The sequence below is a fragment of the Aequorivita sp. IT1183 genome, from assembly GCF_058068265.1.
In genome coordinates, this window is record NZ_JBYRHS010000001.1 from 434,733 (window position 1) to 458,540 (window position 23,808).

Genomic DNA, 23,808 nt, shown 5'->3' on the forward strand with positions numbered 1-23,808 from the left:
AAAAATAAGTAATTGGTGATTTTGTAGCCAAAATATATTGAAATGATAGAAACAATAAAAAATCACATAACCGAAGTACAAGCATTTTCTTCAATTAGTAAAGAAGAAATAGAAAACTTCCGCATAAAATATTTGGGTAAAAAAGGAATCTTAAACGACTTTTTTGCAGAGTTTAAAAACGTGCCAAACGAACAGAAAAAAGAGTTTGGACAAGTAATAAACACGCTTAAAAACGCAGCTCAGGAAAAAGTAGATTTGCTTAAAGACGCCTTAGAAAGTAAAACTGAATCTAAAGGCGTTTATGGCGATCTTTCCCGTCCGGGCGAAGTGATCCCATTGGGCTCTCGTCACCCTATTTCCATCGTAAAAAACAAAATAATCGATATCTTTTTACGTATCGGTTTCAATGTTTCGGAAGGACCAGAAATTGAAGACGACTGGCATAATTTTACGGCATTAAATCTGCCCGAATATCACCCTGCCCGCGATATGCAGGATACGTTTTTTGTACAAACAGATCCAGATGTTTTGTTGCGCACGCATACTTCGTCTGTGCAGGTTCGGTATATGGAAAATAACAAACCGCCCATCCGTACAATTTCACCGGGTCGCGTTTATAGAAATGAAGCTATTTCAGCACGCTCACACTGTTTTTTCCACCAAGTGGAAGGTTTATATGTAGACAAAGGTGTAAGCTTCGCAGATTTAAAGCAAACGCTGCAATATTTCACTACTGAAATGTTTGGAAAATCTAAAATACGATTGCGTCCATCCTATTTCCCGTTTACGGAACCAAGTGCCGAAGTAGATGTTTATTGGGGTCTGGAAACCGAAACTGATTACAAAATGACCAAAGGCACGGGATGGCTAGAAATTATGGGTTGTGGAATGGTAGATCCTAACGTTTTAAAAAATTGCGGTATCGATCCAGAAATCTATTCTGGCTTCGCATTTGGAATGGGTATAGACAGAATTGCCATGCTTTTACACCAAATTCCAGATATCAGAATGTTTGCTGAAAATGACGTTCGCTTTTTAGAACAGTTTAAAAGTGAACTATAATATGCGATGAGAAATGGGTCAAATCTACTGCAAGCTATTGCGGACGAAAGAGGCTCATTGCTCATAATAAACCAAAGGTGTGTTAGTTAAAAATTTAATTATTTTAAAACGTACGCTATGAAAAAATACCTCGTTATCGCCCTACTCGTAATTGTAGGTTTAGCTTTTGCTTATCTTACTTTTATAATTGCAGCCATCAAAATTATAATTGGTTCTATTTTGCTGGGCGTTGCGGCAATTGCACTGATGGCGGTATGGATTATGTGGAAAATTGATGATTAATTATGAAAAAAGATATTGAAATTCCTAAAGCCGAAAACATTCACATTGTTGCAGTAAAGGAATGGGATAAAGATTTTACCGGACAGCAATGGAATATTTATTTTGTTAACGACCGTGAAGACGAAATTTCTACCGTATTAGTTATGTCTCGTGGAAAAAGTGACGACAGAAAAACCTCAACATTGCGTCATGGCTTAGGAGATTTGCAGCCAAAAACATCAGTGAAAGTAGAATTGATTCCCGAAGAAGTTTTTGGTTTTACCAACGAATATTTGGTTACTTTCTTTGCCGAAAATAAGCTCTACGAACGAAAATTTATCTTTGAACCCAACAGTATTTCTGAAGAAAACGTAGTTGCTTTACCCGTTATGGAAAGCAAAGGAATTTTGGCAAAATAAAATTTCACGAAATGCTAAAAGTTGAAATCGATTCCTTTTCATATTCCGAAAAAACCATTTTAAAGAATATCGCTTTTACTTTAAATCCTGGCGAGCACCTCAGCATTCTCGGTGAAAGCGGCTGCGGAAAATCTACACTTTTACATCTTGTTTACGGCCTACTTCATTTAGAAAATGGAAGTATTTATTACAACGAAAAGAAGCTATTCGGACCCACCAAAACACTTATTCCGGGTGAGCCATTTATGAAGCTCGTATCGCAAGAATTCAATATTATGCCGTTTACAACCGTTGCCGAAAATCTTGGTTCGCATCTTTCAAAATTGGATGAAGAAAAAGATGAAAGAAGAATAGACGAACTTCTGGAAGTTGTTGAAATGGAAACTTTCAAAAACACATTGGTGAAAAATTTAAGCGGCGGACAAAAACAACGCGTAGCCTTGGCGAAAGCGCTAGCAAACGAACCCAAAATTCTTTTGTTGGATGAGCCATTCAGCAATATTGATACTTTCAGAAAAAATAAATTACAGCGAAAAATTTTCAGTTATTTAAAAGAAAATAAAATCAGCTGCGTAACCGCAACTCACGACAGCGAAGAGGCTTTGGCATTTTCTGACACTATTATAATGCTGAAAAACGGAACCGAGGAAATGTTCGGAACACCACAATATATTTACGAAAATGTTTCAACTGAATATCAAGCCGGTTTTTTCGGTGAAGCGAATCTGCTTCCAAAAAACATCTTTTCCTCCGCAAATACTTCCGAAGAAGTTGTTATTTTTCCACACCAATTAGAAATTTCTGAGGAAAAAACTAGGCTTAATGTATCTGTAAAAAAATGCTATTTTAAAGGAAGTTATTATTTAATTGAAAGTGATTTTAATAACAAAACTATCTTTTTTAATAATTCACATCTCGTTAAAAGCGGAGAATCGTTTTGGCTTAAAATCTCTGTTTAGCTTAAACTACAACTATCATCTTTCCTTTATTTTTTCCATCAAACAGGTCAATAAACGCTTGTGGAATATTTTCAAAACCTTCCACAACTGTTTCCAAATAGTTGAGTTTATCTTCTTCCATCCATGTGGCAAGTTGTTTTTGGGCGGGGCCAAAATCTTTTACAAAATCGCGTACCGTAAAGCCTTGCATTAAAACACTTTTTTTAATTAGCGTAGTTTCAACTCGTGGACCCGTTGGAGTTTCAGTTTTATTGTAAAGTGAAATCGCGCCACAGTTTATTACACGGCCGTACTTGTTCATATTTGCTAAAGCTGCATCCAGAATTTCGCCACCCACGTTATCGAAATAAACATCAACGCCATCGGGACAAGCCGCTGCAATCGCTTTTTTCATATTATCCGTGGTTTTATAATTTATCCCCGCGTCAAAGCTGAATTTTTCTTGAAGGCGATCAATTTTTTCTTCGGTGCCTGCAATTCCCACAACACGGCAACCTTTTATTTTTCCTATTTGGCCTACAACGCTACCAACGGCACCCGCCGCGCCAGAGACTAAAAGTGTTTCTCCTTTTTGTAGTTTTCCTATTTTTTCTAAACCTAAATAAGCTGTCAGACCAGTTAACCCCAAAACGCCCAAATACGCTTTTAGCGGTGCTTTTTCGCGATCAACTTTGTTTAGTCCAGTTCCGTTAGAAGTTTGAAATTGTTTCCATTGAAGCATTCCATTTACAAAATCTCCCTTTTTAAAATTCTTATTGCTTGATTCTACAACTTCAGCAATAATGCCAGATTCCAAAGGTTTACCAACTTCAAAAGGTGCTATGTACGATTTTTCGTCGCGCATTCTTCCGCGTAAATATGGATCTACAGAAACATATTTCATTTTAAGTAATATTTCGCCTTCTTGGGGTTGTGGTTTTTCTTCTTCGGAAAACTCAAAATCATTGAGTGAAGGTTTTCCTTTTGGGCGATTTTTCAGCAAAATTATTTTGTTCATCAGAATTGATTTTAAAATTTAAAATAAAGTTTCCTAAAGTTAAAGCTAATAAAAGCATCGGCAACACCGCTTCCACTTATTTAATAAAAGAATAACAAACTTACATTTCTGAAAAGATTAACGAACTTCGCTTATATAGACGATATCTTTGCACGTTCTGAAAAACCATTAATTGAAATTTTCTAAAAACATAGTAGCCACATCTATAAAGGACCTTTCGGAGTTCTTTAAAAGTACCGATTTTTCAAAAGCCATACTTTTAGGAATTGCGCTAACACTTCCTATTGTTGCTGGTGTAAAACTTGATGCACTACATATTGGTATTACCATTACGGTTGGGGCTTTGCTATCATCACCAAGCGATGTTAGCGGTAGTATACGCCATAAAATAACAGGTATTTTATTTGCTACTTTATTGGCAATGATTGTGAGTTTGGTGGGAGGATATCTGCATCTTTCGCTTTGGTTGCTATTCCCGATTTTAGGGTTTTTAATGTTCTCTATTTCCTATATTTCAATCTATGGTTTTCGTGCCTCGCTTATAAGTTTCTCAGGTCTTTTTGCTTTGGTGTTAAGTTTTTCAACCGTTTCTGGCGGAATGGAGCCTTATGAAAGAATGTTGCTCGTTGGTATTGGTGGAGTTTGGTATGCTTCATTAGCCTTGTTGTGGCATTTTATTTTTCCGAAGGCACCTACAGAATATTATCTTTCAAAAACGCTGAAACTTACAGCAGAATATTTAAAAACTCGAGGCGAATTAGTTGCTGAAATCAACGACCGGACAGACCTTTTAAAGAAATTGTTAAACACCCAAACCGAGTTAACCACTATTCACGAAACGCTACGCGATATTTTAATTGCAAGCCGAAAAGGTTCTGGTAAAAGTGATTATGAAGGCAAGCGATTGCTCATTTTTGTGCAGTTAGTAGATATGTTGGAACTTGCAATGGCTAATCCCGTTAACTATTCCAAAACCGATGAGTTTTTCGAAAAGAAACCAGAGCAGTTGGCAGATTTTCAAGGTTTACTTTTTGCAATGAGTAACAGATTGAATGTTATTGCAGATAATATTTCCACCCCTAAAAGACTTCGGAAAAACACTACAATAGAAGAGTTTCAAAAAAAGATTAGAAAGGATATTTCAGAATATACTTCCTCTTCAAACGAAACTTTTGACGAAAATTTGTTGCTTCTCAAAAATCTTTTCAAATATCAAAAAGAGCAAATTAAAAAGATTGAGAAAATTGAATGGTTGTTGCAAAACCCCGCACAACGAGAGCTATCATTGCTTAAAAAAGAAGATTCTCGAAGATTTTTAACCAAACAAAATTACGATTTTGAAATACTCGTAGAAAACTTCAATCTCCGCTCCCCTATTTTTAAACATTCGTTGCGGTTAGCTGTTATGACAATGATAGGTTACGGCGTAGGTATGTTGTTTGCAGTACAAAATCCGTATTGGATTTTACTTACGCTAATTGTAATTATGCGCCCAACTTTTGGGCTTACAAAAACACGTTCCAAAGAAAGAACTATTGGAACTTTAATTGGCGGTGCATTGGCGGTAGGTATTGTATTTCTAACTCAAAATACTACCGTTTACGGCATTCTGGCCATCACCACATTGGTTATTGCGTTTTCAATGATACAACGCAATTACAAAGCTGGAGCTACTTTTATTACGCTGAGTGTCGTTTTTATTTATGCGCTAATACGGCCAGATATTTTCAATGTAATTCAGTTTAGGGTGATGGATACGTTAATTGGAACTGGATTAGCGACTCTCGGAAACTTATTTCTTTGGCCTGCCTGGGAAATTCAGGGTATGCAAAAAACCTTGTTGGAAACCATTAAAGCCAATAGAATTTATTTGGAAGAAATCATAAACTTTTATACAAAAAAAGGTACTGTTCCTGGGGAATATAAATTAGCTCGAAAAAAGGCTTTTTTGGAATTGTCTAATCTCAGCGCCGCCTTTCAAAGGATGACGCAAGAGCCGAAATCTAAGCAGAAAAATCTAGACAAAGTTTACGAAATTGCTGTGCTAAACCACACTTTTTTATCGTCAATGGCTTCTTTAAGTGTCTATATTTTGAACAACCCAACGACACCTGCTTCCAAGAATTTTGAAAAGGTTTCTGAAAGAATAATTCAAAATTTGGAGGAGGCGGAAAGAATTTTGACTGAAGAAATAGCGAGTAATCCTACTAAATATAACTCGGAAGAAAACGAAATAACTTCATCATCTGAAGATCTTTTTGATGCTACTTTTGGACAAAGTCTTATATTTTCGGACGAAGAAAAAGCATCCAAAACAGAAGGGTTTCATTCAAAAATTGAAGAAGCACATTTGGTTCGCGAACAATTAAAATGGTTACTATCTATGAGTGAAAAAATGCCAAAACTTTTACGAGAAACGGAATTTTAAAAACAAGTTTATTTCACGTTCGTAATTGAATAAATAGTCCCGTTAAGGTTAAACTCATCGCCTTTTTTCTTCCCAGATAGTAACACGCCAACTGGCGAATTTAAAGCCACGCAAAGATAATCTGTCTTTCCAATTGCTACTGTACCAATAGAAATACTGATGAAATAAATAAACTTATCTGTATAAACCAAACTTCCCAATCGCGCATAATCTGAGACAGCTTTTACATCAATTTTTTTAAGAATCTGAACCACTTTTTCAATTTCCTGCAACTGTTTTCCTGCATTTTCACGATCTATTTGAAGCATTGCGCGACCAGTTTCATGCTTATCGCCACTGCTACTTTTTGATTCTTCAAGTAAAGATTCTTCAATCCCACTAATGGTTTGCTTTATTCTGGAATATCGGTTGTCAACCTGATTTTGGCAGTGTTGCAGCAATTCGGTTTTAAGTTCTACTGCGGTCATTTTTTCTTTTTATTAGTCTCTACTTTAGCTTCTTGTTTTTCCAGTCTAAAAGGGCCGTAATAGCGCATCTGTCGCACAATCCATTGTGTTCTTCGCGCCACATACGGACCAGGCGGATTAGCTTTATAGCGCTGTGGACTCGGTAAAATTGCAGCTATTGCGGCGGCATTTTCGGCTCTCAAGTTTATTGCAGATTTTTTAAACCAATATTGCGAAGCAGCTTCAGCGCCAAATACGCCGTCACCCATTTCAATGCTGTTTAAATATACTTCTAAAATGCGCTCTTTACTCCAAAGGGCTTCTATTAGTACTGTAAAATAAGCTTCCAATCCTTTTCTAAACCAAGTGCGGTCAGGCCATAAAAAAGCATTTTTAGCAGTTTGTTGCGAAATGGTACTTCCGCCACGAATTTTCTTCCCTTTTTCGTTGTTCTTTAGGGCCTTTTCAATTGCTTCGCGATCAAAACCGCTGTGACTTAAAAAGGTTTGATCTTCAGCGCAAATAACGGCGAGTTTTAAATTTGGTGAAATTTCGTCAATCGAAACCCAATCGTGGCGTGTTTTGTAATCTTCACCGCCTTCTATCGAGCGAATTGCCATTAATGGCGTGTACGGTACGGGAACGAATTTATACAGTAAAACCCATAAAACAGTAAGCCCGATGAACCAAAGTATAATTTTAAATAGAAATTTGAATAGTTTTTTAATCATATTTTTTCTCTGTGGATTTCTGTGCTTTCTTTGTGTAGCTCTGTGAAACCGCTATTACACAGCGAACCGCAAAGTTACTCAGAGAAACATGTTTTTAATCAATTAATTCTGACAGTTGTTTTCCAATGGAGCTCCCAATAGCCACGCCCATTCCCCCCAAACGCACTCCACAATATACATTTTTTGAAACCGCTTTTAAAATAGGTTTTTTCTGTTTTCCAATGCCCATAATACCACTCCACCGCTGTTCAATTTCGAAAGATTGGTTTGGTAAAATTACGGTTTTAAGCAATTGCTCCAACTCGTTTTGCACCAATTGTGTCACCTCCATTTCAGTGGTTTCTTCAGTTTTAAAATCTAAGTTTCTACCACCTCCGAAAAGAATTCTATTTTCAATATTTCTGAAGTAATAATAACCTTTATCAAGATGAAAAGTGCCTTTTATTTGTAAATTTTCAATCGGTTTAGTTACCAAAACTTGTGCTCTCGCCGGGATTACATCTTCCTTTAAAAATTGCTTTGCAAAACCATTGGTAGCGATAAATACCTTTTTTGCGCTAATTACTTCTGAGGCGTTTAGTTGAAATGAAACAGATTCTCCAGTGTCTGAAATATTGCTTATTTCGGAAGAATTTAAAATTAAAATATTTTCTTCCGAAGCTTTTTTAATAAGGCCAAGCATCATTTTTCCGGTATCTATCTGACCTTCAAATTTGCTGAAAATAAGTTTTGGTTGAATATTTTTAAAGCCAAAAGGGTTTGTCTTTTCTAAAAAAACGTCTGCTTCAAATATGAATTTTAATAGTTCATTTACATAACCAATCTTTGAATTACAGGTTTCAAAAAGCGCTTCGTCTTCCTTTGTAAAAAGTTCATAACCACCGTATTCTTTGTAATCTAATTGCTGGTCTCCTAAAGTATTACGAAGCAATTTTAAGCCTTCCACTCTGCTTTTTACAAGCTGGATAACTTCTTCTTCCGAATGGGTTTTTAAATCGTCTAATATTTCAGAAATACTTCCGAAACAAGCAAATCCAGCATTTTTACTGCTCGCACCACTTGGAAGCATCCCGCGTTCAAAGACAACGATTTTACTTTTTGGAAATCTTTTCCGAAGAGAAAGGGCACAATTTAATCCTACAATTCCACTTCCAATCACCGCAAAGTCGATGTTTGAAAGCCAAGTATTGCGTTCCCAAAAGCTAAAGTTCATCATAAAATATATTCAAATTTAAAAAGCACCAAGATCCAAAGATAGTTTTTTGGAAATTGGTGCTTTTAAAAAGTTGTAGTTAACAATAAGACAGTGTCTATTGCCACTGCCTACAGATTTATTCCTCTTCAGGTTCGTTCATTTTAAATGTATTCATAAACGCTGTGGTGTAATTTCCGGCTACATAATTTGGCTCATCCATCAATTGACGGTGAAACGGAATTGTAGTTTTTATACCTTCAATTACGAATTCGTCCAGAGCACGTTTCATTTTACTTATTGCCTCTTCGCGTGTTTGTGCAGTTGTAATAAGCTTTGCAATCATAGAATCGTAATACGGCACAATAGTGTAGCCAGCATAAACGTGTGTATCTAGACGAACACCGTGTCCTCCCGGTGCGTGTAAAACGGTTATTTTACCCGGCGAAGGGCGGAAGTCGTTATACGGGTCTTCTGCGTTAATTCGGCATTCTATTGAGTGCAATTGTGGTGTGTAGTTTTTACCTGAAATTGGAATACCAGCAGCCACTAAAATCTGCTCACGAATAAGATCGTAATCTATTACTTGTTCTGTAATTGGGTGTTCTACTTGGATACGCGTATTCATTTCCATAAAGTAGAAATTGCGGTTTTTATCCACCAAAAATTCGATGGTTCCGGCGCCTTCATATTTAATGAATTCGGCAGCTTTTACGGCGGCGTTACCCATGTCTGTACGAAGTTTTTTCGTCATAAATGGACTTGGCGTTTCTTCGGTAAGTTTTTGGTGACGACGCTGAATGGAGCAATCGCGCTCACTTAAATGGCAAGCTCTACCCGTGCTATCGCCTACAATCTGAATTTCGATATGGCGTGGTTCTTCAATAAGCTTTTCCATATACATGGCATCATTTCCGAAGGAGGCAGCAGCTTCTTGACGAGCACTATCCCAAGCCTTTTTAAGCTCTTCCTTTTTATATACGGCACGCATACCTTTTCCACCACCACCAGCGGTGGCTTTCAGCATAACGGGATAACCAACTTCTTGCGCTAGTTTCTCACATTGCTCGAAATTTTCTATAATTCCCTCGCTTCCTGGAACTGTGGGAACTCCGGCGGCTTTCATTGTAGCTTTCGCAGAAGCTTTGTCGCCCATGCGTTCAATCATTTCTGGAGAGGCGCCAATGAATTTTATACCGTGTTCATGACAGATTTTTGAAAACTTGGCGTTTTCTGAAAGAAATCCGTAACCAGGGTGGATTGCGTCTGCATTTGTAATTTCTGCGGCTGCAATAATATTAGACATTTTAAGGTAACTCAGGCTGCTAGAAGGCGGTCCAATACAAACGGCTTCGTCTGCAAAGCGTACGTGTAGGCTTTCTTCATCTGCCGTAGAATAAACCGCAACTGATTTAATACCCATCTCGCGGCATGTGCGAATAATTCGCAGTGCTATTTCGCCCCTATTTGCAATTAATATCTTTTTAAACATAAGGTTTCTTAAATAACAAATTTCAAATAGCAGATTCCAAAGGTTTGGAATTTAGGATTTGAGATTTGGAGTTTATACTAAGATGGATCTACTAAAAACAAAGGTTGATCAAATTCTACTGGTGAAGAATCATCGACCAAAACCTTCACAATTTTTCCTGAAACTTCGCTTTCAATTTCGTTGAAAAGTTTCATCGCTTCAATTACACAAAGCACATCACCTACGTTAATGTTATCTCCAACTTCAACAAAAACGGATTTGTCTGGAGAAGGTTTTCTGTAGAAAGTACCTATTATTGGCGACTTAATAGTTATGTATTTAGAATCTACAGCATCTGTTGCTGGAGCATCTGTTGCAGGAGCTGTTTGTTGAGTTCCTGTAGCAGTTTGAGGCTGCATTTGCATTTGCGGTTGCCCCATTGTAGGTATTTGCTGAATGTAAGTTGTTTCACCTTTAGCGTCTTCAGATCCTGTTTTAATGGTGATCTTTATGTCTTCAGTTTCAAGTTTTACTTCGCTGGCACCACTTTTTGCCACAAACTTGATCAAGTTTTGAATGTCTTTTAAATCCATATTACAAGTATTAATCTTTTGAGTTATAAATTATTTTGAATCATAGGCCCATTTCACATAAACGGCGCCCCAAGTGAAGCCTCCTCCGAAGGAAGCAAATATCAAATTATCTCCTTTTTTAAGCTGTTTTTCATAGTCGGCCAAACACAGTGGCAAGGTTGCAGAAGTTGTATTGCCGTATTTGTGAATGTTAATCATTACTTTTTCTTCAGGTAATTTCATACGTGAAGCAGCCGCATCAATAATGCGTTTATTGGCTTGGTGAGGCACTAACCAATTTACGTCCTCTCCTTTTAAGTTGTTCCGAAGCATCACTTTTTCGCACACATCTGCCATGTTTGAAACTGCGAATTTGAATACGGTTTTTCCCTCCTGAAAAACGTAATGTTGTTTATTTGCAAGCGTTTCAGTTGAAGCAGGAAGTAAAGAGCCGCCGGCATCAATTTTTAAGAATGGTCTACCCACACCATCAGAACGCAGGTACTCATCCTTTACTCCTAAACCTTCGGTATTGGGTTCAAACAAGACTGCTCCGCCGCCATCACCAAAAATGATACAAGTAGTTCTATCGGTATAATCAATAATTGACGACATTTTATCTGCGCCAATAAGTAGTACTTTTTTATATTTTCCGGATTCAATGTATCGCGCAGCAGTTGACATTCCGAAGAGAAAACTGGAACAAGCTGCAACTAAATCAAAAGAGAATGCATTTACTGCTCCAATTTGTGTAGCCACATAAACGCCTGTTGCCGCCACTGGCATATCTGGCGTTGCTGTTGCCATGATAACCATGTCTATTTCAGCAGGGTCTGTGTTACTTTTTTGGAGAAGGTCTTTAGCTGCTTGTATAGCAAGAAAGGAAGTGCCTTTGTCTTTATCCTTTAATATTCTCCTTTCCTTAATTCCGGTCCTGCTGGTAATCCAATCGTCGTTGGTATCTACCATAGTTTCCAGAATTTTGTTGGAAAGTACGTAATCTGGAACGTAACTGCCTACAGCGGTAATAGCTGCCGTGATCGTATTCATAAAGCTGAATTAAAATTCACAAAAAAGACCAAAAATCTTTTAAAAAGAGTGAAAAATACTAAATTTTACTTGAAATTCGGCACTAATTAAGTTGTTTTTGACTTTTTGCAAAGTTAAAAAACAAAAAAACCCTCACGGTCGGGTGAGAGTTTTGAATAAGATTATTGAATGTTATGCTTCTACCTGCTCAGTTGCATCAATTACAACTTGACCACGATAGTACATCTTGCCTTCATGCCAGTGTGCTCTATGGAAAAGATGTGACTCTCCAGTTGTAGGGTCTATTGCAAGTGTAGGGGCAGTAGCCTTGTAATGCGTTCTTCTCTTATCTCTTCTGGTTTTCGAGATTTTTCTCTTAGGATGTGCCATTGCTATTTATTATTTATCCGTTAATAGTTTTTTTAATGAATCCCAACGGGGATCGGTATTGTCGTCTTCGGGCGCTTCTTTTTCTTCTATCGCTTTTAGACTAAGTTCTTCAAGTTTATCAAGTATGTCACTTTTTAATGTGCCGTCTTTTACTCCGGGATGAATTTTTCGGGAAGGCAAAGCCAACACGATAGATTCATATATATATTGCTGAATATTCACTTCGTAAGTTCCGTGAGGCAGAATGAGTAAATCTTCATTTTCATCATTATATTCCTCACCAAATTTTACTACAAAACTATAAGTACCTGAGATCGCTAGATCAAAAGGCTCATTTGTTGTGTCGCAAGCAACGTTTACAGTTCCATTATATGTTAATGTGAACTCTAACAACGTGCTCATTTTTTCCAGCAGTACATCGAGATTAATGGCAGCGTCATTAAATTCGTCATACTCAAAATGCTCAAAGAACGCTTTATTTAATTCAAAGTTAAACTGGTGTTTGCCTAATTTTAGCCCTACGAAAGGGATGGTAAACTCTTTCAAATCCTTCATTTTCACACCTATTTAAGACCTTAACCTTACGGATAAGGCGGGTGCAAAGATAAAAAATTATTTGAATAGCAATTAGTTTTTCTATTTCTTTTTTGAGAAGCCTCTTTTACGGTTAGTTTGAAGCGGATTTTTTGAGATTTCTGTGTATTGTTCGCGGGTCTCAAAAATTGAAATAGCACTGAAAACAGCTTCGCGAAAAGATTCAAAATTGGCAGTATTTTTACCAGCCAAATCGAAGGCGGTACCGTGATCTGGCGAGGTTCGGATGCGGTTAAGACCTGCAGTAAAGTTTACGCCTTTTCCAAAAGCAAGCGTCTTAAAAGGTATCAAACCCTGATCGTGATAGGAGGCTATAATGGCATCAAAATTTTTATAATTACCCGACCCAAAAAAGCTATCTGCAGCGTACGGACCAAAGACCATTTTGCCATTTTTGCGAATATTATCTAAGGCAGGACGCAAAATTGTGTCGTCTTCATCGCCAATTACACCATTATCTCCTGTATGAGGATTAATTCCTAAAACAGCAATTTTTGGTTTTTCGATTCCAAAGTCTTCAACTAAAGTATGGTAGATGGTATTTATTTTTTTATCGATGCGCGCTCGGGTGATGTTTTCTACCACATCTTTAACCGGCACGTGATCTGTTAAAAGACCGACGCGAAGATTTTCAGAAATTAAAAGCATTAAACTATCGCCTTCAAGTTCTTGTGCTAAATAATCTGTGTGGCCAGGGAAATTAAAATTTTCAGATTGTATGTTTGATTTGTTTATGGGCGCAGTAACTAAAGCATCAATCTTTTTTTCTTTTAAAGCTGCAACGGCTGCCTTTAAAGATTTTATAGCATATTCTCCACCTGTTGGAGTTTCTTCGCCAAAAGCAACATCAACATGTTCCTTCCAAACATTCAAAACATTTATTTTCTTCGGAATAAGATCTTCTATTTTATCAATTCCGTGGAAGTTTATATCGGTTTCGTATTGTTTTTTATAGAAAGACATCAACTTAACAGAAGCAAAAATAACGGGCGTACAAAATTCTAGCATGCGCAAATCCTCAAATGTTTTCAGAATTATTTCACTTCCAATGCCATTGATATCTCCAATGGAAATACCCACCACTATTTTATCTTCTGTGCTCATTATGTTTGGCTTTTTAAATTGTTACTTTTGCAGTACAAATGTAACCAAATACTACGATGTTTACAGGAATTATTGAAACCGTTGGCGAAATAACCCAACTTACACAAGAAGGTGAAAATCTTCATATAGAAATAAAAAGCCCTTTAGCGACGGAGCTTAAAATAGACCAGAGTGTATCTCATAATGGAGTGTGTTTAACCGTGGTAAAAACACGTGATGCATCTTATATAGTTACCGCTATTAAAGAAACTTTGGACAAAACAAATCTGAAAAACTTAGAAAAAGGCGCTTTAATAAACTTGGAGCGTGCAATGAAAATGGGTGACAGACTAGACGGCCACATAGTTCAGGGCCATGTAGACGGGGTTGCTATTTGCAATAATGTTGAAGAAGCAGACGGTAGTTGGGTTTTCACTTTTCAATATAAAAACACAGATTTCAGTACTGTTGAAAAAGGTTCTATTACCGTAAATGGCGTTAGCTTAACGGTGGTAAATTCTAAAAAAGACGAATTTAGTGTTGCTATTATTCCCTACACTTATGACAATACAAATTTTAAAGAAATTAAGGAAGGAAGCGAAGTAAATTTAGAATTTGATATTATTGGGAAGTATGTAAAAAACCTTATGATGCCTTATTTGTAGTTTGATTGCGATTGTAAACTACATAAAATCCAAATGACAAACCGGCTATTAAAAGAATCCAAATATGATCATCTATAGGCAACTGCGGTCCAGGTGGAGGCAGATCATTAGGGGGTTCAGGCAACGAATCCGAAGCCTGTAATGCCAATAGAATGAAGCCATATATAAATGAAAACATGGTTAAGTTTCAACAATTTGGGATCGTTAGAATCTGCTAAAATACTAAAAAAAAAATATACAGTAAATAAAAAATGAATTATCGCAACAGTAATAACTCACTATTACACTGTAAATTGTACAGTAAATATATTTTTTATTAGCTCGTTATTGAACAATAACTAGTTTGGTATTTTAAGTCGATATACTTAACATTTTTAAGAACATTCTTCGAGAGCGCTAATTGCAGACTTTTTAATAAAAAGTAATAAATCGCTCGTTTGATGTTAATAATTGCAAAGAAATTGGATATCAATCAACTTTCATTCGGAAAAAATGTGGTCCCACATGGGCTCGAACCATGGACCCCCTGATTATGAGTCAGGTGCTCTAACCAGCTGAGCTATGGGACCTTTATAATATCAATATTTCAATTATCTGCCTAAACTTATACCAAAGCGAAAACACTAATGGGTAGGTTTAAGGTTTGCAAATGTAAAACACTTTACAAATACAGCAAAACTATTTTTAGTTATTCTCAATTTCTTGGCACAATTCGATCAAAACTCCATTTGAAGACTTAGGATGAAGAAAGGCTACTAGCTTATTATCAGCACCTTTCTTGGGTTCGTCGCTCAGTAAAATAAATCCTTCATTTTTCAGCCTATTCATCTCTGCTTTAATATCCTTCACTGCAAAGGCTATATGGTGTACGCCTTCCCCTCTTTTATCGATAAATTTCGCAATCGCACTGTCCGGGTTAGTAGCCTCCAAAAGTTCAATTTTGCTTTCTCCGCATTTAAAAAATGAAGTTTCAACACTTTCGCTCTCCACTTTTTCGCTCTTGTAGGGGGCACTTCCTAACAAGGCTTCATATATTTTATTAGCATCGGCGAGGTTTTTAACCGCAATACCAATATGTTCTATTTTTTCCATCAAGAGTTTTAAATTTCAATTCCACGAGGGTGGAAATACCTATTAAAAACGTAAAAATACAAACTTAATTCTATTGAATTTCAACAAGCTTGCCACTTCATTAACATTCCGTACGGTTTTATATTCTATTTTTGCACTATGGAAGAAACTAACAGACAGAAAAAAATAGGTAGCGTTTTGCAGAATGATCTTGCAAACGTATTGCAGAGTATGCTTCGCGAAGCTGGTCAAATGGGCATTATTATTTCGGTGAGCAAAGTGAGCACAACTACAGATCTTTCCATTGCGAAAGTTTACGTAAGCATTTTCCCCGCAGATAAAGCAGAAGCTATTGTGGCAGAACTGAACAAATTAAAACCAAACATAAAACACCAAATTGCGCAATTAACAAAAAATCAACTGCGCAAAATGCCCGATCTTTCCTTTTATAACGATGATTCTTTGGAATATATTGAAAAGATTGATAGAGCCGTAAAAGGCGAAGAAAACCCACTAAAAAACCCAGATTTGCTTCCGAATAGAAAAAAATCGTAAGTTGAATTTTTCGCTCTACATCGCCAAACGCTATTTGTTTTCAAAAAGCAGCAACAATGCCATCAATATTATTACAGGTATTGCAGCCTTGGGCGTAGTTGTAGGCGCAATGTCTTTGTTTATAGTTCTTTCGGGCTTTTCGGGTTTGAAAGATTTCAGCCTTCAGTTTACGAACCAATTTGATAGTGATCTTAAAATACTTCCCGAAAGCGGAAAAACAATCGTTTTTTCTGAAGCACAAAAATCGCAGCTGAAAGATATTGAAGGAATTGAAAACTTTTCTGAAATAATTGAAGAACGTGTTTTTCTTCATTATAAAGGAAAAAATCACATTTCGTACATAAAAGGAGTGGATTCACTTTACGGTAAAGTAACCCAATTAGACAGTATAATGTATTACGGCGATTGGTTGGTACCCCACGAAAATGAAGTGGTAATTGGCCTTTCCACCGTTGCAAAATTATCTTTGGGCGTTCGCGATTATGGCGAATTGCTAGAAATTTACGTTCCAAAACCTGGTACGGGACAATTAAATGCGTTGGATCCTACCGATGCGTTTACCCAGGAAAAGGTGGTGGTTTCCGGCGTATATCAAGTAAACGAAGATTTAGACTCTAAATATGTTTTTTCCGATTTAGAATTTGCTCGCAACTTGTTGTCGTTAGACAGTACTAAAATATCCGCTGTTGAAATTAAACTGCTTCCAAACGCTTCTGAAGAAAACGTACGAGCCAAAATTGAATATATTTTTACGGAGAAAATTATCATCAAAAATCGAATTCAGCAAAACGACGCGCTTTACAAAATGCTGAATACTGAAAATATTGCGGTATATTTAATCTTCACTTTAGTGTTAATAATTGCGCTTTTCAATGTAATAGGTTCCATAATAATGATGGTTTTGGACAAACGGAAAAACATAAAAACACTCTATAATCTGGGTGCTTCGTTACCCGAAATACGCCGCATTTTTTTCTTACAAGGCACGCTAATGACCGTGCTTGGCGGTTTACTGGGAATATTCTTAGGAATTCTTGCCGTACTTGCGCAATTAAAATTCGAGTTCGTGGCTATTACCAGCACCTTGCCCTATCCTGTAAAAATGGACTTCCTAAATGTTGCGATTGTTTTTGTAACGATAACAGTTTTAGGGGTTATCGCTTCAAAAATTGCATCGAGTAGAGTTAGAGAAAAGCTGTTGGTTTAATACCACTGGTTTGCACCGTGCCTATTTAAACGATTAGGAATTCCGGATCTGCTCCCAAACTTACTAAGGCTGCACAAATCTCTTCAGTAAAAATCTTGGGACCACATACGTAAAAGCGAGAATTAAAATCGCCAATGGTCTCTATTAGAAATTTTCGATCAATTCTGCGCTCGCGAAAACCAATTACTCCCTCTTGGGTAAACACATTTCTATAGGCAGGTCCCAACATGTTCGTCAATTCATCGTGCAAAATTATATCCTCTTTGGTTTTATTTGAATACAAAAGCGCGAGATTCCGCAGATTTCCACTCTCCAAAAGCGCTCTAAATATTGCAATAAAAGGCGTAATACCTGTTCCGCCAGCAATAAAAATGCCCGGTCCTTTATATTGAATTGTACCATAAACGTCGTGAAGTAGCAACTCGTCGCCCGTATTGAGCTTACCCATTTGCGACGTAACGCCTTTATGGTCTTCGTAAATTTTGACTATAAATTCTAAGTAATCCCAATGTTGTAACGAAGTAAACGTAAACGGCCGAATCTGTTTCTCCCATTCCGGCAGATTAATAGAAATATGTGCAGATTGTCCCGGAGTATAAGTAAACTCCGATGGTTTTTCTAGTACAAAGCGCTTAACGTTGTGAGAAATAAAATGTGTGTTGAGTATCTTGAGCCGCTGCATGACGATAGTTTGGTCCCCAAAGATAGAAGGATTTATAAGAAAAACAGTTTAGAGGTTAAGACACTTAAAAATTGTTATTCATTTAAGCAAACTCAAAATCACTAAACACTTCCAAAACCTCATCAAATGCTTCAAATACCGACGCAGAATCATCGCTGGTAACCATCTTCATTCGGTATTCTTTAAAATTTGGAATGCCTTTAAAATAGTTTGTATAGTGACGGCGTGTTTCAAAAACGCCTAGTGTTTCACCCTTCCAGTCAATCGCCATTTGTAGGTGACGTTTGGCGGCATAAACACGTTCAGCCATTGTGGGTGGCGGTAAATGTTCGCCAGTTTTAAAATAGTGTTTTACCTCTTTAAAAAACCAAGGATAGCCAATACTTGCACGGCCAATCATTGCGCCATCTAAACCGTATTTATCGCGCATTTCCATTGCTTTTTCGGGCGTATCAACATCGCCGTTTCCGAAGATTGGAATGTGCATTCGTGGATTGTTTTTTACATCTGCAATCGGTTTCCAATCGGCATCGCCTTTATACATTTGAGCGCGCGTTCGACCGTGAATAGACAAAGCTTGACAGCCAACATCCTGCAAGCGTTCGGCAACTTCCATAATTTTTATGGAATCGTGATCCCAGCCCAAACGGGTTTTTACGGTAACCGGAAGTTTGGTGTGCTTCACCATTGCTTCGGTTAGGCTTACCATTAAATCGATATCTTTCAAAATACCAGCACCGGCACCTTTTGAAACTACTTTTTTTACCGGACAGCCAAAATTAATATCAATCATATCTGGGCCGCTGGCTTCAACTATTTCTACACTACGAAGCATAGATTCTAAAACAGCGCCGAAAATCTGGATACCCACGGGGCGTTCCTTTTCGTAAATATCTAGCTTCATCACACTTTTGGCGGCATCGCGAATAAGTCCTTCCGAAGAGATAAATTCAGTAAAAACCACATCGGCGCCCTGTTCTTTGCAAAGTGCGCGGAATGGCGGGTCGCTAACGTCTTCCATTGGTGCAAGCAGCAATGGAAAATCTGGCAGTTGTATGTTTCCTATTTTTGGCAATTCTTTTGTTTTTGGAACTGCAAAAGTAGTAAATATCAACTAATAAGCGATGAATGAAAAAGCTTGATAACTATTAAGGTTTGTCGAAGCCAAAAAAACTGAATCTTCTCTAGCAATCGGTCGGGGTTAGTTTTATTCAATAGCGAAGAAATTAGCTATCCTTTAAGCCTATCGCCCTCATCAGATTGTATTTGCTTGTTGTTATCGCGAAGTCGCGCATTTCCGAAGTTATACTTGAATCCTAAACGAAATAACCTACTCTCTTGAAAACTGGTAAACCGATTGTCTTGATTGTAATATTTTGCAACAGATTCAACATTGTTAAGTGTATCGAAAACATCATCTACACCAACGGTTATACTTGCACGCTTATTCCAAAATTCTTTTCTAAAAGAAATATTTACAAAATTCTGGTTTTTGAAATAGCGGTTTCCGAAGACAAAATTAGAAATATAAAGGGCGGTAACATCTGCAGTAAACGATCGATCTTTCGTAAGCGTAAAGCTGTTATAGGTTTGCAGATATTGCCCAAAAGTATCATTAGTATAAGCATCTTGTGAACTTTCCAATGCTTCAAACTTATTCGATAAATAGAAAGATGAGGTGGATAAATGAAAATACCACCAAGACGTTAGCGAATTAAAGTAACCAATATCAAAACTGTACTGATACGCTTCAATTAAATTTGCATTCACGCTCCGTAAAACGCTTTTTTCATTATCCTGAAAAGACAAGTAAGCCAATTCGTTGTTTACGTTTTCATAATACAAATCAAAGAACCACTTATTATTTAGGGAATAAGTTAAAGTAATTTTATCTTTTATAGATGGAACTAGATTAGGGTTTCCGCCTATGTAATTATTTTCGGTTATAAAATATTTAAAAGGGTTTAAGCTTTCATACCTCGGGCGTTGGATGCTTCGGTTGTAAGCAAGACCAATGCTGTTATTATCATTAATACTATAATTTACCGATGCCGATGGGAAAACATCAAAATAGTCCTGATTGCTTGTTGATCCAAGCCTACGCGAAATAGCATTAGTTTCTGTGTATTCCGCACGCAGTCCGGCAGTAAAGCTCCATTTCTCCCATTCCTTTTCGAAGTTTATATATTCGGCGTAGATATTTTCATTATAATTGAAATCATCTGAAAGTGCATTATTGAAAGTATTTATATTATTAAGAGTATTAAAAAAGTCTATTTTGCTTTCAGTATCTATATTGCTCACTTTAAAACCAACTTCCAATTTACCACCCCAATAACCTGTAGAAACATCTGTTTGTCCCGTAAAAATATTGCTCTTCTGTGCTGAATTTGTAAAAAAGCTGTAGTTCCGTAAAAACTCATTGTCTGCCAAAAAGTAATCGGTGCTTAAACCTTGATCTTGATAGCTGTTGTAATAAATATAATTGGCCGTTGCAGAGATAGTTGCTCCGCTTTCGTTTAATTTTCTTTGATAATCTAGGGCAAAATTTAAGTTATCCTTTTTATAATTCACCTCGCTCATGGTAGTGTTTATAGAGTCTAACTGTTTTTTGGCATCATAAATAGAGGCATTCCCATTGTTATAATACGTACTTGTCGGAGCCACCGAAATACTTGAGGTTAGACTAAGTGTATTTTTTTCATCTAAGGAGAAATCTAAAACTATATTTCCATTATGATTTTCAGAATTTGTAGTTCTATTAAATTCTGTTTCCCAAATAGATTTTGTAGATACCTCATCTGGCTCAAAAAAACGGATGAAGTTATCGTCTTCTTTATACTCCTTTTTGGTATTGTAATTATAGCTGGCGTATAGGTTCAGCCATTTGTTTTTATAGAAATGTGAAGTTCCGAAATTATATTTCGGATAAATACCTTGGGTGTATGTAGTGTTTACCGAACCTTTATAACCTATTGAAATTGCCTTCGAAGTAACAATATTTAGTACTGTTCCCGCCTCGGCATCGTACTTTGCAGTAGGGTTTGTAATAACTTCAATAGATTTAATATTTGTAGCATCGGTATTTTCCAAAAGTGAAGTTACTTCCGAATCTGAAAGATAAACCCGTTTTCCGTTAATATAGATAATCGGAGATGAAAACTTTACTTGAATACTTTCGCCAATAACGACGACACCGGGCGTTTTTTTAAGAAGATCCATTGTACTGCCAACGGAAAGTGAAGTATTCTCAACATTGAAAACTAATTTCCCGACGGTTTTTTTTATGGTTGGTAGTTTTGCAACAACCACGGTCTCGTCCAGCATTTCTTGACTTGCTTTTAGAGTAATATTTCCCAAGTTCTCGTTTGAAGAAAGTTCGACGGTTTGCCGATAGTCTTCAAAACCAATATAACTGAAGATAATGCTATAGCTTCCAACTGGTAAACCCTTGATAAAAAAAGAACCATCCTCATCTGTGGTAGTTCCCTTAAATGGGCTTTCGGCTTCGGCCTTATAGACCAACACGTTTACAAAAGATAATGGAGTTTTTTCTAAATCGCTCACCTTCCCAGAGACTGTTAGGTCCTGAGCCATCATAACACTTGCCTGAAGGCAGGATAAAAATATGAATAATCTTCTCATAACAATAAGTAGACATCTGGGGCGATACCCGTTACTATGACTTTAACTTGGGGAGAAAATGATAAATCTAGCTGAAATATATCAACCGTACTACAAATATGTTAAAAATATATTCAAAACAAAATCTTGAAGGCTATTTTTTTAACTCTTAGAATGATAATAAATATAGTCACTCTTTTAATATATATTTGCAACTTATAGCACGAGAAGGAATTTTTATGAAGAACATCCGCAATTTTTGCATTATAGCCCATATAGATCACGGAAAAAGCACCTTGGCAGACAGACTTTTGGACGCCACCGGTACAGTGACAGATCGCGAAAAACAGGCCCAATTATTAGACAGTATGGATTTGGAGCGCGAGCGTGGCATTACCATTAAAAGCCACGCCATTCAAATGGACTATGTTTATAAAGGCGAAAAATATACTCTTAATTTAATTGACACTCCCGGACACGTAGACTTTTCATACGAAGTTTCACGATCTATTGCTGCTTGCGAAGGTGCGTTGCTTATCGTTGACGCGGCACAAAGCATACAGGCGCAAACCATAAGTAACTTGTATTTAGCGTTAGAGAATGATTTAGAAATTATTCCGGTGCTAAACAAAGTAGATCTTCCTTCAGCAAACATAGAGGAAGTAACAGACGATATTGTTGATCTTTTAGGCTGTAAAGCTGAAGAAGTAATTCCTGCAAGTGCAAAAACAGGTCTTGGAATCGATGAAATTTTAAGCGCTATTATTGAACGTATTCCGCCGCCAAAAGGTAATCCGGATGAATCTTTACAAGCTTTGATTTTTGATTCTGTTTACAATCCTTTTAGAGGAGTTGAAACCTATTTTAGAGTCCTTAATGGCGAAGTAAGAAAAGGGCAACACATTATGTTTATGGCTACCGGAAAAAGCTACTACGCAGATGAAGTGGGAACTTTAAAACTGAAACAAGTACCAAAAGATGTTATTAAAACAGGCGATGTAGGTTATCTAATAACAGGTATTAAAGAAGCCAAAGAAGTAAAAGTTGGTGATACAATTACAGATTCTAAAAGCCCAACAGTCAATATGATTGAAGGTTTTGAGGATGTAAAACCAATGGTTTTTGCAGGTATCTATCCTGTTGATACTGAAGAATACGAAGAGTTGAGAAACTCGATGGAAAAACTACAACTTAACGATGCTTCTCTCGTTTTTGTTCCAGAAAGTTCTGCGGCACTTGGTTTCGGTTTTCGTTGTGGATTCTTAGGAATGCTTCACCTAGAAATTATTCAGGAAAGGTTGGAAAGAGAGTTTAATATGACGGTAATAACAACCGTTCCAAACGTATCTTACCACGCCTTTACCAACAAACAACCGGATACAGTAATTTTGGTAAACAACCCTTCAGATTTACCAGAACCTTCATCTTTAAACCGCGTTGAAGAGCCTTATATTAAGGCTACAATTATTACAAAATCAGACTTTGTTGGTTCGGTGATGTCACTTTGTATTGAGAAAAGAGGTGAAATTACCAATCAAACATATTTAACAACAGAACGGGTTGAATTAACTTTCGACATGCCTTTAGCAGAAATTGTTTTCGATTTTTACGATCGTCTAAAAACTGTTTCAAAAGGATATGCTTCTTTTGATTATTCACCAATTGGATTGCGACAGTCGCACCTTGTGAAAGTAGATGTGCTACTTAATGGAAACATTGTAGATGCACTTTCTGCTTTACTTCACCGTGACAATGCTTACGATATTGGTAAAAGAATTTGCGAAAAATTGCACCAACTTATTCCAAGACAACAATTTGATATTCCAATTCAAGCGGCTATCGGCGCAAAAGTTATTGCCCGTGAAACTGTAAAAGCATTGCGAAAAGATGTTACTGCAAAATGTTACGGTGGAGATATTTCACGTAAACGTAAACTTCTTGAAAAGCAGAAAAAAGGAAAGAAGCGAATGCGCCAAGTGGGTAATGTGGAAATTCCACAGGAAGCCTTTATGGCAGTACTTAAGCTAAACGATTAATTATAAAAGCCCAGAATTTCTGGGCTTTTTCATTATATAATTTTAGTAGTTTTATTCGAAATTTTACTGCCCACAAGTAGCTCCCGCTTCTTGTAAACCTTGAATATAGACATCATAAGGTGTTCCCGTATTTTGGCCGTTAACAGATGCATTCCCATTACTTTCTTCGCAAACTTGAAAATCTGCCGTCTCAGGAGAGGAACAGGTAGTACAACTGCCGCCATCATCCTTCTTGCAAGATATAACTGACAGACCGCAAATAATAGCTATAATTAAAAAAGAGTTTTTCATTAAAAAGTAGTTTCTATGAAAACGTTTGTATTTCAAATTTATT

24 protein-coding genes and 1 tRNA gene are annotated in these 23,808 nt (G+C 36.9%); 9 read left to right on the forward strand and 16 right to left on the reverse strand.

Annotated features, from left to right (window positions below; all coding sequences use genetic code 11):
- The first annotated feature begins 42 nt into the window (after positions 1–42).
- The 4 genes from pheS (at position 43) to AC3RVF_RS01890 (ending at position 2,701) form a co-directional block, all read left to right on the forward strand.
- Positions 43–1,062, forward strand: a complete 1,020-nt coding sequence (pheS, locus tag AC3RVF_RS01875) for a phenylalanine--tRNA ligase subunit alpha (RefSeq protein ID WP_489690331.1) — start codon at positions 43–45, stop codon at positions 1,060–1,062.
- Between the two features lie 117 nt (positions 1,063–1,179).
- The gene (locus AC3RVF_RS01880) at positions 1,180–1,344 is read left to right on the forward strand and encodes a hypothetical protein (protein ID WP_489690330.1); all 165 of its coding nucleotides are present in this window, start codon (positions 1,180–1,182) and stop codon (positions 1,342–1,344) included.
- A 2-nt stretch (positions 1,345–1,346) separates the two neighbouring features.
- Positions 1,347–1,742: a hypothetical protein gene (locus AC3RVF_RS01885; protein WP_489690329.1), complete on the forward strand. Its 396-nt coding sequence runs from the start codon at positions 1,347–1,349 to the stop codon at positions 1,740–1,742.
- Between the two features lie 11 nt (positions 1,743–1,753).
- Positions 1,754–2,701: an ABC transporter ATP-binding protein gene (locus AC3RVF_RS01890; RefSeq protein ID WP_489690328.1), complete on the forward strand. Its 948-nt coding sequence runs from the start codon at positions 1,754–1,756 to the stop codon at positions 2,699–2,701.
- A gap of 1 nt (position 2,702) precedes the next feature.
- Here AC3RVF_RS01890 and AC3RVF_RS01895 read toward each other — a convergent pair whose 3' ends face one another.
- A complete protein-coding gene (locus AC3RVF_RS01895; RefSeq protein WP_489692614.1) occupies positions 2,703–3,698 on the reverse strand; it encodes an NADP-dependent oxidoreductase in 996 nt (331 codons plus the stop codon).
- A 172-nt stretch (positions 3,699–3,870) separates the two neighbouring features.
- Here AC3RVF_RS01895 and AC3RVF_RS01900 point away from each other — a divergent pair, with 172 nt between their 5' ends.
- The gene (locus AC3RVF_RS01900) at positions 3,871–6,126 is read left to right on the forward strand and encodes an FUSC family protein (protein WP_489692615.1); all 2,256 of its coding nucleotides are present in this window, start codon (positions 3,871–3,873) and stop codon (positions 6,124–6,126) included.
- Positions 6,127–6,134: 8 nt separating this feature from the next.
- Here AC3RVF_RS01900 and AC3RVF_RS01905 read toward each other — a convergent pair whose 3' ends face one another.
- From AC3RVF_RS01905 to pdxA, 9 genes are all read right to left on the reverse strand, one after another.
- A complete protein-coding gene (locus AC3RVF_RS01905; protein ID WP_489690325.1) occupies positions 6,135–6,593 on the reverse strand; it encodes a 3-oxoacyl-ACP synthase in 459 nt (152 codons plus the stop codon).
- Positions 6,590–7,303, reverse strand: coding sequence for a monofunctional biosynthetic peptidoglycan transglycosylase (gene mtgA, locus AC3RVF_RS01910; protein ID WP_489692616.1), 714 nt, complete (start codon positions 7,301–7,303; stop codon positions 6,590–6,592). The genes AC3RVF_RS01905 and mtgA overlap by 4 nt, the downstream gene beginning before the upstream one ends.
- Before the next feature lie 94 nt (positions 7,304–7,397).
- On the reverse strand, positions 7,398–8,516 hold the full coding sequence (locus AC3RVF_RS01915) for an NAD(P)/FAD-dependent oxidoreductase (RefSeq protein ID WP_489692694.1): 1,119 nt from the start codon (positions 8,514–8,516) through the stop codon (positions 7,398–7,400).
- A gap of 118 nt (positions 8,517–8,634) precedes the next feature.
- Positions 8,635–9,987, reverse strand: coding sequence for an acetyl-CoA carboxylase biotin carboxylase subunit (accC, locus tag AC3RVF_RS01920; RefSeq protein ID WP_489690323.1), 1,353 nt, complete (start codon positions 9,985–9,987; stop codon positions 8,635–8,637).
- Positions 9,988–10,064: 77 nt separating this feature from the next.
- Complete coding sequence (gene accB / locus AC3RVF_RS01925) at positions 10,065–10,559, reverse strand: acetyl-CoA carboxylase biotin carboxyl carrier protein (RefSeq protein WP_489690322.1); 495 nt, start codon at positions 10,557–10,559, stop codon at positions 10,065–10,067.
- Between the two features lie 30 nt (positions 10,560–10,589).
- Positions 10,590–11,588 (reverse strand): beta-ketoacyl-ACP synthase III, encoded by a 999-nt coding sequence (locus AC3RVF_RS01930; RefSeq protein WP_489690321.1) that lies wholly within the window; start codon positions 11,586–11,588, stop codon positions 10,590–10,592.
- A gap of 171 nt (positions 11,589–11,759) precedes the next feature.
- Complete coding sequence (gene rpmF, locus AC3RVF_RS01935; protein WP_111843057.1) at positions 11,760–11,957, reverse strand: 50S ribosomal protein L32; 198 nt, start codon at positions 11,955–11,957, stop codon at positions 11,760–11,762.
- A gap of 9 nt (positions 11,958–11,966) precedes the next feature.
- Entirely contained in the window at positions 11,967–12,512 is a 546-nt protein-coding gene (locus tag AC3RVF_RS01940) for a YceD family protein (RefSeq protein ID WP_489692617.1), read from the reverse strand.
- Positions 12,513–12,593: 81 nt separating this feature from the next.
- Positions 12,594–13,655, reverse strand: coding sequence for a 4-hydroxythreonine-4-phosphate dehydrogenase PdxA (gene pdxA, locus AC3RVF_RS01945; RefSeq protein WP_489692618.1), 1,062 nt, complete (start codon positions 13,653–13,655; stop codon positions 12,594–12,596).
- Positions 13,656–13,711: 56 nt separating this feature from the next.
- On the opposite strand from pdxA, the gene AC3RVF_RS01950 reads away from it, so the two are divergent.
- Entirely contained in the window at positions 13,712–14,299 is a 588-nt protein-coding gene (locus AC3RVF_RS01950) for a riboflavin synthase (RefSeq protein WP_489692619.1), read from the forward strand.
- A gap of 495 nt (positions 14,300–14,794) precedes the next feature.
- On the opposite strand, the gene AC3RVF_RS01955 is transcribed toward AC3RVF_RS01950, so the two are convergent.
- Both AC3RVF_RS01955 and mce read right to left on the reverse strand, forming a co-directional pair.
- Positions 14,795–14,868 (reverse strand) — tRNA-Ile (locus tag AC3RVF_RS01955).
- 115 nt (positions 14,869–14,983) lie between these two features.
- A complete protein-coding gene (mce, locus tag AC3RVF_RS01960) occupies positions 14,984–15,391 on the reverse strand; it encodes a methylmalonyl-CoA epimerase (protein WP_489690317.1) in 408 nt (135 codons plus the stop codon).
- 138 nt (positions 15,392–15,529) lie between these two features.
- Here mce and rbfA point away from each other — a divergent pair, with 138 nt between their 5' ends.
- Together rbfA and AC3RVF_RS01970 are read left to right on the forward strand one after the other, a co-directional pair.
- Positions 15,530–15,925, forward strand: coding sequence for a 30S ribosome-binding factor RbfA (rbfA, locus tag AC3RVF_RS01965; RefSeq protein ID WP_489690316.1), 396 nt, complete (start codon positions 15,530–15,532; stop codon positions 15,923–15,925).
- Between the two features lies 1 nt (position 15,926).
- Positions 15,927–17,132: an FtsX-like permease family protein gene (locus tag AC3RVF_RS01970; protein WP_489692620.1), complete on the forward strand. Its 1,206-nt coding sequence runs from the start codon at positions 15,927–15,929 to the stop codon at positions 17,130–17,132.
- Between the two features lie 25 nt (positions 17,133–17,157).
- On the opposite strand, the gene AC3RVF_RS01975 is transcribed toward AC3RVF_RS01970, so the two are convergent.
- The 3 genes from AC3RVF_RS01975 to AC3RVF_RS01985 form a co-directional block, all read right to left on the reverse strand.
- Entirely contained in the window at positions 17,158–17,814 is a 657-nt protein-coding gene (locus AC3RVF_RS01975) for an FAD-binding oxidoreductase (RefSeq protein WP_489690314.1), read from the reverse strand.
- Between the two features lie 82 nt (positions 17,815–17,896).
- Positions 17,897–18,889, reverse strand: coding sequence for a tRNA dihydrouridine synthase DusB (gene dusB / locus AC3RVF_RS01980; protein WP_489690313.1), 993 nt, complete (start codon positions 18,887–18,889; stop codon positions 17,897–17,899).
- A gap of 155 nt (positions 18,890–19,044) precedes the next feature.
- The gene (locus tag AC3RVF_RS01985; RefSeq protein WP_489692621.1) at positions 19,045–21,459 is read right to left on the reverse strand and encodes a TonB-dependent receptor domain-containing protein; all 2,415 of its coding nucleotides are present in this window, start codon (positions 21,457–21,459) and stop codon (positions 19,045–19,047) included.
- Between the two features lie 218 nt (positions 21,460–21,677).
- Here AC3RVF_RS01985 and lepA point away from each other — a divergent pair, with 218 nt between their 5' ends.
- On the forward strand, positions 21,678–23,474 hold the full coding sequence (gene lepA / locus AC3RVF_RS01990; RefSeq protein WP_489690311.1) for a translation elongation factor 4: 1,797 nt from the start codon (positions 21,678–21,680) through the stop codon (positions 23,472–23,474).
- A gap of 63 nt (positions 23,475–23,537) precedes the next feature.
- Here the strand turns inward: lepA and AC3RVF_RS01995 are convergent, their stop codons facing one another.
- Positions 23,538–23,765, reverse strand: coding sequence for a hypothetical protein (locus tag AC3RVF_RS01995; protein ID WP_489690310.1), 228 nt, complete (start codon positions 23,763–23,765; stop codon positions 23,538–23,540).
- Positions 23,766–23,808: the final 43 nt, after the last annotated feature.

Coding starts and splice junctions, on each gene's coding strand:
- pheS (WP_489690331.1), top strand. CDS start 43: ATGATAGAAACAATAAAAAATCACATAACCGAAGTACAAGCATTTTCT.
- AC3RVF_RS01880 (WP_489690330.1), top strand. CDS start 1,180: ATGAAAAAATACCTCGTTATCGCCCTACTCGTAATTGTAGGTTTAGCT.
- AC3RVF_RS01885 (WP_489690329.1), top strand. CDS start 1,347: ATGAAAAAAGATATTGAAATTCCTAAAGCCGAAAACATTCACATTGTT.
- AC3RVF_RS01890 (WP_489690328.1), top strand. CDS start 1,754: ATGCTAAAAGTTGAAATCGATTCCTTTTCATATTCCGAAAAAACCATT.
- AC3RVF_RS01895 (WP_489692614.1), bottom strand. CDS start 3,698: ATGAACAAAATAATTTTGCTGAAAAATCGCCCAAAAGGAAAACCTTCA.
- AC3RVF_RS01905 (WP_489690325.1), bottom strand. CDS start 6,593: ATGACCGCAGTAGAACTTAAAACCGAATTGCTGCAACACTGCCAAAAT.
- mtgA (WP_489692616.1), bottom strand. CDS start 7,303: ATGATTAAAAAACTATTCAAATTTCTATTTAAAATTATACTTTGGTTC.
- AC3RVF_RS01915 (WP_489692694.1), bottom strand. CDS start 8,516: ATGAACTTTAGCTTTTGGGAACGCAATACTTGGCTTTCAAACATCGAC.
- accC (WP_489690323.1), bottom strand. CDS start 9,987: ATGTTTAAAAAGATATTAATTGCAAATAGGGGCGAAATAGCACTGCGA.
- accB (WP_489690322.1), bottom strand. CDS start 10,559: ATGGATTTAAAAGACATTCAAAACTTGATCAAGTTTGTGGCAAAAAGT.
- AC3RVF_RS01930 (WP_489690321.1), bottom strand. CDS start 11,588: ATGAATACGATCACGGCAGCTATTACCGCTGTAGGCAGTTACGTTCCA.
- rpmF (WP_111843057.1), bottom strand. CDS start 11,957: ATGGCACATCCTAAGAGAAAAATCTCGAAAACCAGAAGAGATAAGAGA.
- AC3RVF_RS01940 (WP_489692617.1), bottom strand. CDS start 12,512: ATGAAGGATTTGAAAGAGTTTACCATCCCTTTCGTAGGGCTAAAATTA.
- pdxA (WP_489692618.1), bottom strand. CDS start 13,655: ATGAGCACAGAAGATAAAATAGTGGTGGGTATTTCCATTGGAGATATC.
- AC3RVF_RS01950 (WP_489692619.1), top strand. CDS start 13,712: ATGTTTACAGGAATTATTGAAACCGTTGGCGAAATAACCCAACTTACA.
- mce (WP_489690317.1), bottom strand. CDS start 15,391: ATGGAAAAAATAGAACATATTGGTATTGCGGTTAAAAACCTCGCCGAT.
- rbfA (WP_489690316.1), top strand. CDS start 15,530: ATGGAAGAAACTAACAGACAGAAAAAAATAGGTAGCGTTTTGCAGAAT.
- AC3RVF_RS01975 (WP_489690314.1), bottom strand. CDS start 17,814: ATGCAGCGGCTCAAGATACTCAACACACATTTTATTTCTCACAACGTT.
- AC3RVF_RS01985 (WP_489692621.1), bottom strand. CDS start 21,459: ATGAGAAGATTATTCATATTTTTATCCTGCCTTCAGGCAAGTGTTATG.
- lepA (WP_489690311.1), top strand. CDS start 21,678: ATGAAGAACATCCGCAATTTTTGCATTATAGCCCATATAGATCACGGA.
- AC3RVF_RS01995 (WP_489690310.1), bottom strand. CDS start 23,765: ATGAAAAACTCTTTTTTAATTATAGCTATTATTTGCGGTCTGTCAGTT.